Source organism: Limosilactobacillus mucosae DSM 13345 (assembly GCF_001436025.1).
Lineage (GTDB): Bacteria > Bacillota > Bacilli > Lactobacillales > Lactobacillaceae > Limosilactobacillus > Limosilactobacillus mucosae.
In genome coordinates, this window is record NZ_AZEQ01000005.1 from 82035 (window position 1) to 95032 (window position 12998).

A 12998-nucleotide genomic window follows, 5' to 3' on the forward strand; every position below is an offset into this window, starting at 1 on the left:
CGATTAATACAGCAACCACACACCAGATACATTCACCATCGGCTGACTCCCAGAATCGTGCGGATAACGAGAACGAGAATACATGTTGATTTGTCCAGTGTTAGTGTCTAGATTGAAATCTGCCGTGTAAAAACCGTTATTTTGATTACCTTCGCCAACTGCAAGGCCGTAATGCAGTTTGATTGCATGAGTAGCTCCTCCCAGAAAACTTTTAGGCACAGAACCAATTTTCATATTCTGCCACTCGTTATAAGTTGGGACTTCAATTAACGTGAACTCGATCATAAAAATGCTAAGCGTAGTACCGACTTTGATAATGTCAGCTTGATTATAACCATCCTTTAACTTACCAATTGCAGGAACAATATTGTTAGTGTGATCAATACTTACAGTTGTTGCATTGACGAAATCTTTCAACTTTTCAAAGTTAGCTTGAATAGCTTCAGGGCCTTTGTCCATTCCGCTAAAAATCTTAGTAAGGTCCATTTTTTCACCTCTTAATTCTTAAAATAAATAGCCTTGACGCCATCGAATACGCCAAAGCTACCATCATCTAATCTTTGCATTAGTTTGTTGTCTGAGAATTTATCAAACGATGAAAGAATCTCAAGCGTGCTAATGCCGTTAGCAACACTAACCACTTCAACCGACAACGTTTGACGATTCCCACCACCAAAAAAACCGCTAGGCTCAGTCCCAATTGGAACGCTACCTAATGGATATTCAAGATAGGTTACAGTGTAGGTTGTCCCTACTGTTAAGGTAGTAGGAACACGAATACGAATGCCATGCGTATTGACGGCCAGCCAGGAACCCGCTCCTTCTCGAATCCCGTTCCAAGAATACACGTGAAACCAATAGTTAGTTCTGGGTTTAAGGCCGGTTATCGTGTACGATTTGGCGCTCGTTGTTGCAATCAAAGTAGCAGCCCCGTTTTTCGTGCTACTATCTTCAATGCGAAACTGCATAAGATCACCCGCTTAAGTCCAACTCAGCTTGACAGAGTTAGTTGTAACATCGCTAGCAGTAAGGTTAGATACGTTGACCAGTGCTTCATAGACCGTGATTGTAACCACGTTAGACGTCTTAGTGCCGACAGTTGCCTTAATCGTGGTCGTACCAGGTGCAACCGCTCTGATATTGCCAGACTGATCAACCGTAGCAACCGTTGGCGTTGTACTGCTCAACGTGTAGTTCCCGTCCGTTTCGTTAGCGGGCGTTACTGTTACGCTGACCTTAGCAGTACCGCCGACTTCAAGCGAAGTCTTATCAATCGCAATCGTGATAGATTGTACTGGAATTTGGCTAGTAGTTACCGTTACGATGTTCGACTTGGCGCTTTCACGCAAGCCGTTATAACTGCTTACGGCAAAGCGATAGGTAGTTTTTGCTTGCAAGCCAGTAACCGTGTAGGTTTTCTGGTCGGTAACTTCCGCAATCTTGGTTAGTTCCCCGTCAGCGCCTAAACCTTGATAGATATAGTATTTCAACTTAACTCCCTCCCTTTTTAGTTACGCCATTCTAGCCGTTGCGTATGCTCATCAATATAGATAGCTCGCAGATCAGTGGGGCTCGTTGGTTTGCTGAAATAGCCTGAACCGCCTGCAAGGGCGCTCTTGCCTTTATCTTCTCCAGTCAGTGCCAGTTGCGCGTTAACGTTACCCAGACTGACTTTAATCGTTTTATAGCCGTCGTGAACATACCAAGCACCAGCACTCGATTCAAAGTTCGGCGCGTCATCTAGGTAGAAATTACGCGGTAGTCGAACCTTAATCGTGTTGGCGTCTGGATACGTAGCCATGCACGGAACTAGCTTTGTGTTAGTTTGCCCAAAACCGCTCGGACCACTCCCAAGCCCGTTTGGTTCAGTGCCGATTGCGTATTCGTAATACATAACTTTTGGTTCTGGATAATCCGCTTGATTGTGTACGATTGTGATTTCGTACCCGTAGAGTAAATCTTCCAAGCTATCAGCCGTAACCATGCTTGCGTTACGCTCGGCAACCATGCCGTTAGACAGCGCAATGACGTTAGTACCATCTGGGGTTTCGTCCTTGTGCTTAACGCGGATTTGCCAAACAGCGCCATGCCCGTCATCGTAGTTATCCCAACCTTTGGTGATTGCAAGGTCGTTCGCAGCTAACGCAGCATAACTCTGCATTGTCGGAACATCGCTGAATTGCCATGCTCGATCATGGAACTGGGCTTGTTTCAGCGTTTCTTGAATTTGTTGCGTCATAAGCAGCAGCGAGTTATACCGTGCGAACAAACCGTCCTTAGGGTCGTTCACTTCCGCCATTGCATCGCTTAATGATTGCTTATACTTGGTCAACCAATCGTTAAATTCCTTGCTATACGTTTCGCCAGCATCATCAAGTTTGCCCTTAATCGTGTTACCTTCATCGGTTACTTGTTTAAGGATTTGCTCAAACTCTTCAATATAATCTCGGCCAGCATTCCCAACGTGTGCGAAAAACTGATCATCGATTACATCAAAATCCATGTCAACGGTTGATACCGTCTGACCATCTCGGCCGATGAAACGAACAAAAAATTGTTGCCAGTGTCCAGGCACGTTAAATGTGCGCTCGTCAAAGTGCAACGTTACCCGTCCTAATGCGATTTGATCGTTGCGATCGTTAGCTTCAACGGGATAGATATGCTTGTGCGCATATCCTTGACTGTCAACACCGCCGTACTCGTATTTCCAACCCCGCATATCAACGGGAAGACTATTGCTAGTGATATACACTGGCAAATAATCGTCCGTATCACCTACACGGCCTTTGAAATAACCGCTAATATCAAGAATTTGGTCTTGATAGCGTGTTAGATCAAGCGTTAGCCGTGCCTTTTCTCGTAATGCCATTCATTCACCTTCTTTCATCGCTCGTTTAAAGTGTCTTCATCAAGCCCGTACGAATCCAGAAAACCGTCTACTTTGTCCTGCTTTGTAGCTAACAGTTCAAAGCCTTTTGCGATAGCTTCCCGAACATCTTTTCCGTACTGGGCTTTACGTATCGTTTCCGCAATGCTTTTCATATCATCGGTAGTTGCCATTAGTTAGCTCCCTTCAACTTATCAACTTCGGCTTTCAGTACGTTAAAGTCCGCTTGCGATACATAGCCCGCCGGTATCTTATCGTTAATGATCGTTTGCAGTTGTTGCATATCAAACTTCAATTGCGTTACGTCTTGGCTACTTGCCCCACTCTGGACAATCGTAGTCGTGCTTGACGTGTCCGCCTGACCGCTCGCTTGAATCTCAGCAACACGGCTAACGATAACCTTAACCCTTTCTAGGTCTTGCGCTTGACGGCTCGTTTCCAACTGATAGTCGGTCAGTCCTAACGACTTATCGCCGATAGTCAGCGTTGACTTGTGCGGTTGCAATAGATCAACTTCTTTTTGCACCACTCGCAGAAGTTGCGATTGCGCTACATAAGGATTGATGAACATATACCGGTCGGCAACTTTGAAATGGTCAAAGTTAGGCAAGTTCAACTCAACCGCGCTAACTTCCCAGCTTTCGGGCACTCGTTGCGCGCTAATCCACGCTTTCGCTTGGTTCATCAAGTCGTTAGCGTCGGTTACTTCGTTGAACTCAATTGTACCGTTGATAATGCCAAACTCTTTTTGCAAGTCTGGTATATCGATATAATCACGCCCTTCATTAACGCTAGTAATCGTTAGCTTCGGTCTAGCAGCGTTTGAGTTGCTGACCTCTTCTTTCTTACTTTCGTCCTCAGACTGTGAGCCATCACCGCCGTTTTTGATCAGCGCTTGTGGGTCTAACCACGTGCCATCGTTCGTGAACGACTTTTTGACCGCCTCATAGAAATCGGCTTTGGTAACGCCAACATGCAAGTGGTCAGTGTTTCTCCAACCGATAACATCGCCAGTTTTGACCTTATCACCGATATTGACGCGAATCTGACCAGCACTGCTGAATGCCTCTTGATAGACGATGTTAAAACCGTCCGTACTGTGCGTTACAACGTAATTGCCAAGCCCGCCCATGTAGCCCTTGAAAACAACCGTGCCACCGTGGATTGCGTGGACCTCACTTCCTGGGTGATCAACCGAACCAAAGTCCAAACCGTCATGGAATGAATTTGTTCGATAACCGCCATCATAGCCGAACCGTTGTACTTGGCTAAAACTGCCTTCGCCAACGTTAGGGAATGGCCAGCCCCAACCATTTGTGAGCGTTTCGGTCGTGGTATCACTAACTGGGCCATTAACCCGCCGTGTACCAGTTGGGCCCCAACCACCGGCACGCGAAATATCAGCAAGCCAGTTCGAATCGTTGAACAACGCTAAAAGTTGGTGAAAGCCTTTATGAATGTCTTCATAGCCTTGCACCTTCCAGGTATCGAAAGTTGGCTGAATATACTGTAATAGCCCTGTTGACGGGTGCCCTGCCCGTGCGTTGCTGTCCCAGTTGTTCGTTACCGTTTCGCTACCCCCAGATTCCTGATTGATACGCCTTAGAACAGCGTTCAACCCGTTCTGGTCAAGATTAACGTTCATCATCTTAGCAGCATGCTTGATAGCTTCCGTCCAATCGCCATTAATAGCAGTTGTAGCCCCACCGCCAGTTGTTACGGTTGAGTTTTCACCGCTAACATCAACGGTTTGCGAATCCAACTGCTTACCAAGTGGGATTACACGGGTAATAACCTTTGTAGGGTCAATCGTAAGGCTAGCCGATTGCATGTTAACTGCTAACTGGATAGGCGTATCGTTCTTATGATCGTTGCCAATATCGGTTACATAGTCAAGGATATTCGGGCCGTCCGGCTTGTACTCTGTTACCAGATAACCGCCCAGCTCGTTAATCAGCTTGTCTTTGATTGCGTCCCGCGTTTTTGGATAGTCGATTTGCCGATAAGCATCATCTTTATTGTTGGTAACGTTGCAGTTACGCAACTTGAACTGCTTATACTGGGGTACTTGGCTGTTATGGACATCAATCAGCGATTGCAGGAACTCTTTTGGCGTTAGGCCAACCGCTTCATAGAACCGCTGAATGCTATCTAGCAAATACGCTTCGATGTCCTCGAACGTGTAAGTTCTGATAAAACGCCCGCTTGACTGCATTTCTTTCTTCGGCTTGATTGCACGTCCACGAAACAGCAGTTTATCGTCATCGTAGACTTCAACATGTGTGTGCATTGGCCTAACGTTGTCAAACAGCAAGTTATCACGATTTACAGTTAACTCCAGATCGTCAATATCAGTTTCTTTGATTGTCAACTTGCCTTCGCTGACCGTGCGATTAACTCGTTGATCAAGCACGATAAAGCCGTTTTTGTCGGTTGGTTCGTTGTAGCCGATAATGCGATACATTAAACCATCTCCTCACGTTTAAAAACAAACTCAATCGTGCCGTTGCCAGACAAGTTGATCTTGTTGTCGCCAATATCAAGAACCACTTGCGTTTGTTTGTAGTTTCCTTCGTTTAACGATACTTCGCCGAAACTCCCTTTTGCCTTGACGTTACCAGTTACCACAAATGACGATAAAACCGGCCGTGAGCCAATGTTAAAAACATTGACGTCCTGACTGCCGTTGACGCTGAACTTGACTTGTTGCCATATCCAGTGCGGAAAGAAAACATCGTCCCAATAATCAGCACCTTCATTATGGTTCGTGTAAGCATAAGGATATGCAGTGAACACGATTGACGCTTCAAGCGTTTCATCATCGCTGCTATCGTCAACTTCAACACTCTTGCACTTGGCCCACCAGTAATAAACTGGCTCGTGAGTATCAACCAACTTGCCCCAGTTGTGGGGCATTAGTTGTCGTTTCAGCTCTTGTTCAAAGCCTTTGCGGTTGTGATACTCTTCGCCAACATATAACAGCTTGTAGGTGATTTCTCGATTGTTGAAAAAACGCTCGTTATCAATCATCGAGAAATCATAGCTACCTTGACGATATGGCACGCTTTCAGTGATTTCTTGTTCTTCCGGCGTTGGTGCCGTTCGCTCGGTTAACCACCAACCAGATTTAATGCTATCGAAATCGGCGAAAGCGAAACCTTCAACGTTTGGCAACGTGTCAACGTCAACTTCGGTTGGCGGTAAATCTCTGAATATGAATGCCATTAACTCCACCTATCCTTTAATGCTGTTCGTTGCCCCAGTCGTTGATCGTAACTGCCAGCCGTCGCGCCGACAAGTGCTCCAGAATCAAGAATCATCGTTGTATCTTTTCCTGCAATTTGGCGCAAAAGCGCGTTGTTTTGCATTTGCAAAGTGCTGTCTTGCATAGTCAGCGAACCGGCGAATCGCGATTGTACATCGCTCGCCATGCCGTTCAGACGGTTAGCGAAACCAGATACATCAGGTTGCATTGCATCAGTGATTTGCTTGTTCATAGCCAGAACAGACTTTTGAACATCGCTAAAGCCATCAACTAACCCGTTGCCCAGACCGTTCATGATTGCATGACCAGCTGGAATCAGCAAACGCCGGTCAACGCTGATAGGTCCTTTATGCTTCGGGAACCATTTTGTGATTCCACTGACAAACGACTTGACACTTTCCCAAGCTTTCTTAAGGCCGCCAAGCAGACTGTTCATGATAGCTTCACCTTCAGCGCTAAGGCTGAAATGCATTACGCCTTTGATAAAACCAACGCCGGCGTTAAAGATACCCTTAATCGATCCCCAACCGGCTTTGGCAACTCCAGAAAGGGCTGTCCAGATACCGCTGAATATTTCTTTGATGCCATTCCATGCTTGCGTCCAATCGCCTGTGATAATGCCGATAAAGACATCAAACACGCCTTTAAGCACTTGCCAACCGCCTTGGAATACAGCGACAACGCCGTCCCAGATTGACTGTGCGATTTGAATCAAACCAGAAAGCGAACCGGCAAAACCAGATACGATTGCGCCGATCAGATACATGATCGCTGACAGTGCAGCTTGGATAACTCCGATAGCAGCTTGAATCAATGGCATAAGCGTTGTGATTATTGTCATGACTCCAGTAATCAAGCCGGCAATTGCATATACAACCGCGACGATTGCCCCAACAAGCACTACGCCAACAGCTTCGGCAATCATCTGGATAATCGGCATAAATGCTTGGAATGCTTGCCACAAAGCACTGAATGTAGGCTGAAGCATTTGCCAAGCAGTTTGGACCGCTTGCACTAAACCGTTCCAAGCGTCAACAATCATATCAATCGCCGGTTTGATAATCGGATAGAAAGCGTTCCACGCAGCAGTTGCGACATCACAGAACGACTTCCACGCCTTTTTGCCCGCCTCTGTCTGAGTGAAAAAGTAAGCAAGCGCAGCAATTAATGCAGTGATACCCGCAATGATCAAAATAACCGGATTGAGTGAAAACACCGCATTAAATGCCATTTCAGCAAGTGAAGCGAGTTTCAACGCTATACCAACCGCCGTTACAATACCAATGAAAGTCATTAAAGCAATTCCTAGACCAGTAATGATTTGGATTGCTGGCCCGCCATTGTCAATCGCGTTGACAATTCCAGAAATTGCTTTAGTTCCAACCGCACTCAATTGCATATATGCTGGCAACAATTGATTGGCAATCGTTTCTTTAAGACCGTCCAAGGCTTGCCCCATAGTTTTATAGTGCGTAGCCATTTTTGAGAAAGATTTATTTGTACCAACTTTTTCAATTGCTTTGAAAAAATCTTCCGTTTTGATTTTGCCATCATTAACAGCAGAAACCATTTCAGACGTAGACATGCCCATAGCTTTTGCAACAGCTGAAATGCCGGCCGGTGTTTGCTCAAGCATAAGTCTGAAATCTTGCCACTGTACTGTTGGTTTAGCAGCCATTTGTGTTGCTTGTTGCGACAATGTTTTCATCGCTTGTTTTGGATTATCAGAAGCAGCAGCAAGGCCACCGAAGCCTTTAACAAGTTTCGTTGTGTTCTTGATACCAACCGCAGCTAACTGACTGTACGTTGAAGCCATTTCAGACGATGAATAAATCGTTTGTGCAGCATATTTGGTAAGCTCTGACCTAACCTTGCTGATTTGGCTTTTCGACTTTCCGATATATGACATGTTACTGTCAAATGTTTGCCATGCAGCACTTGATTCTTCAAGACCAGAAAAGATTTCACCAACGCTATTTTTGATCATTCCAAGTGCTCCAGTTACAACCGCAGCACTCGCACCGAAAACAGCACCATTTGCAGCAAACTTGCTTGCAGACTGATTACTTTCGCCAACAACTTTGCTAAGGCTATCAACGGCCTTTTCCATCGTTTTGGTGAAATTTTGATCGACGGCGGAAAGAATCGCCTCGATACTCATTTCTTGTGCCATTCTAACCGCCACCTTTCCATGCTTGCATATCAATCAGCCCGCGCTTTTTAAGCTCTCTGAATTCCTTATAGCGCTTTTGAAACAGTTTCGTAGTATTTTCCTTATCATTGCCGTTAGAACGTCCATACTGGGCGTTAATCGCTGATAATGACTTGGTTATGCCAACATCTTTGAGAAATTTCTGGACAGACGCATACTTCCACTTTGGATTTTTGCCACCAGTGGTTGCTTGAACAGCGTAGTTATACCACGCTTGATATGCCTGATCCTCACGCTTGCGAATTGATCGCAGTTCGTACGCTTCAAGCCTTAGTTGATATTCAGCTAACGTGATACGCTCTGCCTGTTTTACATCGTTAAAGCCTAGATATGCCAGGCAGTTGACCAAGATCATGCGATATGTTTCTTCGCTTGTCTGGTCGTTCTCTTGACTATCTAGGCTTTCAGATTTTTTGTCGCAGTGCGCGCAGCATTGCTTGACTTAAGCTCTTTCTGAACATCATCAAACAGCTTATCAATGTCGGTGTTAGTGTCATCAAGGAAAGCGTCAATGTCGTTCAAAGACGGGCGCTTTTGGTTGTCCCACGCAGCACAATAAAGCAAGTCAGCCAGAACAGCGACATCATAGCTTTGCAGTGCTGGGATAACCTTAGTTAGCGCCATACCGAAATTTTGCTTAATACCTTGAACTGTCAGCGTCAAACCGACTTTTTGATCAAGTTCGCGAATGAAATGGACGCCAAAGTTAAGATTGACGTCCTTTCCGTTAACTTTGATTTGCATTAAAAGCCCTCCTAGTTGTCGCTAACGCCTTGACCAGCGTCAGTTTCTTTGTTCCAAGCCTTACCAGCGCCATCAGTACCATCGTTCTTTGGTGAACCTTCGATTGCACCAACACCACGGAAAATGTAAGCCAATTCGGCTTCTTGTTCTTCGCTCAGCGTTACCCAACCACGAACCGGGCCATAGTCAACCGTGATAGTAGTTTCACGGCTCGAAACATCGTCCGGATCGTTGTCGTTGCTGTCTTCGGTTACCTTACCGCGCAGATACAGTGCATAATATTGCCCTTCGGAATTTTTACGTTGTCGGTTAACAGCCCAAAATTCCATTTCTTCGTTGTCGAAAATGGAATCAAGCAACTGGTCTGCGATTTTGGACCAGTTGTTCACAAATTCAAACTTGAAATCAGTTTCCAAGCTCGACGTGGTAGTTACAGACCCCGACTTGGTTTTCTTGGTGTCGGAATCTCGTTGTGGGTCAATGGTTAAGCTTGTCTGATACGGGATAAGTTGACCAGCCACCTTAGCAGCCTCCGCCAGCTTACGGGCATAGACAACCATATTAACACCCTGGATTTGTTCTAAATCGTTTGCCATTCTCTCACTCCTAACTAACTTAGCTGAAACACAAGCGACACCATGCCGTGCATTAACACAGTATCTTTGACGCTTGTATCAGTAATGATTTGATTGCTACTCAGCGACGGCCTACCAACGAACCGGAAATTTTCGGAAAGTAAAACGCCTCGTCCGATAGCAGACAAGGCGTTCATCATTTTTGCAACGTTGTAGCGATTCTCTCCAATGTCCCACACATTAAGCGTGATGTCGATTCTAGCTCCATAGGCGTCCTTATATGGACTAATGGTGGAATTTACATCACCAACGTTAATGAACGGATATGGGGCGTTCTCGCTCTCTAACGGCAAATGATCGTATACGGTATAACCTAGCCCTTGCGCTCTCGAAAATACCGCATCGAATAGTTCCTGCTCAGGTATCATGGCCGTTGCTCCTTTCTTACTTCATCATTTTCTTTAGATCGTTAACAAACTGAACACTTTGATATGCAAATGCCGGTTTAAGCGTAGGCCGTGCCGACATGAACCGAGTACCGTACTCCAGATACATTTGTTATCGTAAAGGCTTTTTATCCTTTACTTCTTACAGTCGCCTGTAAGTTCGGCATACATTTTCAACCATATTCATGGTTGCCAACCACTCGTGGGGATTTTTTATTCTGTGCAAAATAAAAAGCACAGGTTCAATCCCTATGCTCTACGGTGACATCAGCGCTTTAGTTCTGATGTTTACCTCGGTGTCTTCTTGGTTTAACTGGTCTGAATAATCGTGGTGGAACATCACCGCGATGGTAACGATCATTTAATGTACCGTAGTTAATTGAATAAATTTCAGACCATTCCATTAGTGTGTGTGTTTCGCCATTCCAGGTAACGTTATGGTTGCTTCTGCGATTGTTAGATTGTTTTTTCATAGTTACCCAACGGCAATTGTCAGGTTCATAGTTTCCATTATTATCAATGCGATCAATAGTTAGATATTTTTTATACCCATTATTAAAAGCCCAATCTCTGAATTTGCTATAATCGTGAATCCACTCAGGATAAATTTTTATGCCTCGACCTCCATAACGATAATAATTTTTGTTATTTCGGTTTAAACATCTGCCTTTCACATTCATCCATATATCATACAGTCGAGTTGGTGTATGGTATCCTTTGTGAAATTTAGAAAGATTAACTTTATCTTGTTCACGCTTCAAACAACCACAAGAACGTGTATTGCCATTTTTTAACATATCGCTTCTAACAGCTATTGTGTTTCCGCAATCGCATTTGCAAACCCAATATGATTTTCTTCCGCTCTTCTTAGGGGATAAGCCAATAACTATTAATCTCCCATAGCGCTTGCCAGTTAGATTATTAAAACCATTACCTTTACGATTAGAAAGATCAATGATATCCATAGTGATCACCTCACTATAATTATATCACGTTCCGTATTCGTAAAAACGTTGTTAGACCAAGTTTTCCACCGATTTTGGTCAGTGCTAAGTTACATATTACTATGCAACAGCCCTATCTTCATAAGGAAAATACTCGGTATGTGGTGCAACGGCTACTGTCATACCAGCATTAGAGAACGTTGTAGACAACGAACGCCTAGTAGTACCGGTTGCCTTAACAAATTTGCTACCTTCCATGTGCCCGGTATATGCAGCAAGCATGTTCTGTGCCGTTTTCGTCTTAAGCAGCGCACCATGTTTGGCTACAATTGTTTTCGTTTGTGTTGCCATCATCATAGGTCGCTTGGCGATCGCTCGTTGTAGCTCCCTAGCGCCCTTAAGTTGAAACGTGATTTTAGCCATTGCTTTCACCCACTATCAAAGTGATCAGTTTTAACGGTTTTCGCATTGTCTGCAATACATACTTCTGCGCCCCGTCATCAATGGTCAGATAAGACCACTTAGGCGGTGCAGCATAAAGCCGTATCACTAGACTGTTCTGTTTATAGTCGCCGAACAATTGCACCGACTTAACCGTGCCGATGTCAGTAACATTGCCATGCAAGGCTGAAACTAGCTTTTCTCCGCCTACATAGCCGTGTGTTTTGGGGTCGTAGTGCCGTTCAGACTTGTCAAAAAACTTGATAACGTGGTCAAAACGCATTTAATCGCCCCGCTTTCGATAGAACGGGTCAACCGTGATCAAAACATCTTGGCTATGGCGCTTGCGCCAGTCGTCAATGTCAGCCTGAAAGTCGTCAAAATCGTTGCTGTTAAACGTGATGCTTTCGCCTTCCTGAGTATATGAAGTCATACCCTCGTTTTTTAAGCGATTATAGCGCCGTACAGCAACTTCAATCGGAATATATGCTAATTCATTAGGCACTTGCTCGCCAACGCCTAAAGCCAATTTAAATCGCAGTTGTAAGTCAGTGTTTTTAAGAATCAGTGCTAAAACAGAATCTTGGCTTGTATCATCAGTCGCAAGCCCTAGCATTGTTTTCAGATCGTCAAGACTTGCCATGATAGATCACCTACTTGCCGGGGGTTGCATCTTGAACCGTTGCGACAACTACCTTCGTGTCATCATAAAGGTAAGCTGCAAAGTGTTCATCTGCCGTCATGATCGTAGACTTAGTAACAATGTCGCGTTGGGTTTCAACAGCAACATTACGCTTCATGATCAGCTTCAACGCTGGTGAAGTTGCGTTAGCCTTAATCAGAATCATATCAGTGTCGGCTAGCTTCTTGCTCCGTACGATTTGCGTCCCCAGAACATCATAGTAAGTACCAGTGATCACTTGGTTTGCACCGGCCTCACTGCCCATTTTCTTGTTGATTGCGTCCATACGCAGCTTAGATGCAGTCTTAGGGCTCATGATAGCTACGACCGTAGAATCATCTTCATCGTTGAACATATCAAGTGCAGTTTGCAGGCCTTCAACCGTTGGCGCAATCGTAACCTTTTGCGTGCCACCCTTAGCAGCAGTCAGCAGTTGAGTATCAACAAAATCAGCAATACTCATGCCCAGTTGACGGTTGGTTTCGCCCATTACATCGCCATAGCCGGACAGGATAGCTTCATCAGTGATTCGCGTACCCTTCGCAGCCTTTTGTACCTTAACGCTGGCTTGCTTAGTGCCCAGCTTGTCCAGTGGAATTGGCTGGCCTTCGGCGATGTTCTTAGCGTCGCCAATGTAAGTGAACTTAGGGAATTTAACCGTGTCCCCCGCGTTGTTAACCAAAGTAGAATCAACTTGTGCAAGCGGAGTAAACCGCATTGCATGTTCCATCGTATATTGGACAATCGGCGCATTGACCTCAGGATTTACCAGGTCCGCAATCATCGTCATGTTATCTGCCAT

16 protein-coding genes and 1 pseudogene are annotated in these 12998 nt (G+C 45.0%); all 17 read right to left on the reverse strand.

What is annotated here, in order from left to right; translation table 11 throughout:
- Positions 1-3: 3 nt before the first annotated feature.
- The 17 genes and pseudogenes from FC47_RS03365 to FC47_RS03440 all read right to left on the reverse strand — a co-directional run bounded on the left by FC47_RS03365 (position 4) and on the right by FC47_RS03440 (position 12998).
- Positions 4-486, reverse strand: a complete 483-nt coding sequence (locus FC47_RS03365) for a hypothetical protein (RefSeq protein ID WP_056967878.1) — start codon at positions 484-486, stop codon at positions 4-6.
- An 11-nt stretch (positions 487-497) separates the two neighbouring features.
- A complete protein-coding gene (locus FC47_RS03370) occupies positions 498-968 on the reverse strand; it encodes a fibronectin type III domain-containing protein (protein ID WP_056967880.1) in 471 nt (156 codons plus the stop codon).
- Positions 969-980: 12 nt separating this feature from the next.
- Positions 981-1490 (reverse strand): Ig-like domain-containing protein, encoded by a 510-nt coding sequence (locus FC47_RS03375; protein WP_056967882.1) that lies wholly within the window; start codon positions 1488-1490, stop codon positions 981-983.
- Between the two features lie 17 nt (positions 1491-1507).
- On the reverse strand, positions 1508-2869 hold the full coding sequence (locus FC47_RS03380; RefSeq protein ID WP_056967885.1) for a BppU family phage baseplate upper protein: 1362 nt from the start codon (positions 2867-2869) through the stop codon (positions 1508-1510).
- 14 nt (positions 2870-2883) lie between these two features.
- Entirely contained in the window at positions 2884-3060 is a 177-nt protein-coding gene (locus tag FC47_RS10550) for a hypothetical protein (protein WP_155519129.1), read from the reverse strand.
- Positions 3060-5351, reverse strand: a complete 2292-nt coding sequence (locus FC47_RS03385) for a phage tail protein (protein ID WP_056967886.1) — start codon at positions 5349-5351, stop codon at positions 3060-3062. Before FC47_RS03385 ends, FC47_RS10550 begins: the two co-directional genes overlap by 1 nt.
- Positions 5351-6112, reverse strand: a complete 762-nt coding sequence (locus tag FC47_RS03390) for a phage tail family protein (protein WP_056967888.1) — start codon at positions 6110-6112, stop codon at positions 5351-5353. The genes FC47_RS03385 and FC47_RS03390 overlap by 1 nt, the downstream gene beginning before the upstream one ends.
- Before the next feature lie 1385 nt (positions 6113-7497).
- Positions 7498-8091, reverse strand: a pseudogene (locus FC47_RS11105) (tape measure protein); the annotation flags it as partial.
- Between the two features lie 235 nt (positions 8092-8326).
- On the reverse strand, positions 8327-8719 hold the full coding sequence (locus FC47_RS03400; protein WP_081036723.1) for a hypothetical protein: 393 nt from the start codon (positions 8717-8719) through the stop codon (positions 8327-8329).
- 41 nt (positions 8720-8760) lie between these two features.
- A complete protein-coding gene (locus FC47_RS03405; RefSeq protein ID WP_056967892.1) occupies positions 8761-9108 on the reverse strand; it encodes a tail assembly chaperone in 348 nt (115 codons plus the stop codon).
- Positions 9109-9119: 11 nt separating this feature from the next.
- On the reverse strand, positions 9120-9704 hold the full coding sequence (locus FC47_RS03410; protein ID WP_056967893.1) for a phage tail protein: 585 nt from the start codon (positions 9702-9704) through the stop codon (positions 9120-9122).
- Between the two features lie 14 nt (positions 9705-9718).
- Entirely contained in the window at positions 9719-10111 is a 393-nt protein-coding gene (locus FC47_RS03415; protein WP_056967895.1) for a gp17 family tail completion protein, read from the reverse strand.
- A gap of 293 nt (positions 10112-10404) precedes the next feature.
- Complete coding sequence (locus FC47_RS03420) at positions 10405-11094, reverse strand: hypothetical protein (RefSeq protein WP_056967897.1); 690 nt, start codon at positions 11092-11094, stop codon at positions 10405-10407.
- A 99-nt stretch (positions 11095-11193) separates the two neighbouring features.
- Complete coding sequence (locus FC47_RS03425; protein WP_191978669.1) at positions 11194-11496, reverse strand: hypothetical protein; 303 nt, start codon at positions 11494-11496, stop codon at positions 11194-11196.
- The gene (locus FC47_RS03430; protein WP_056967899.1) at positions 11489-11797 is read right to left on the reverse strand and encodes a hypothetical protein; all 309 of its coding nucleotides are present in this window, start codon (positions 11795-11797) and stop codon (positions 11489-11491) included. Before FC47_RS03430 ends, FC47_RS03425 begins: the two co-directional genes overlap by 8 nt.
- Positions 11798-12157 (reverse strand): phage head-tail connector protein, encoded by a 360-nt coding sequence (locus tag FC47_RS03435; RefSeq protein ID WP_056967901.1) that lies wholly within the window; start codon positions 12155-12157, stop codon positions 11798-11800. It abuts the gene before it with no gap.
- 10 nt (positions 12158-12167) lie between these two features.
- Positions 12168-12998 carry a N4-gp56 family major capsid protein gene (locus tag FC47_RS03440; RefSeq protein WP_056967903.1) on the reverse strand — a complete coding sequence of 277 codons (831 nt, stop codon included), beginning with the start codon at positions 12996-12998 and terminating at the stop codon, positions 12168-12170.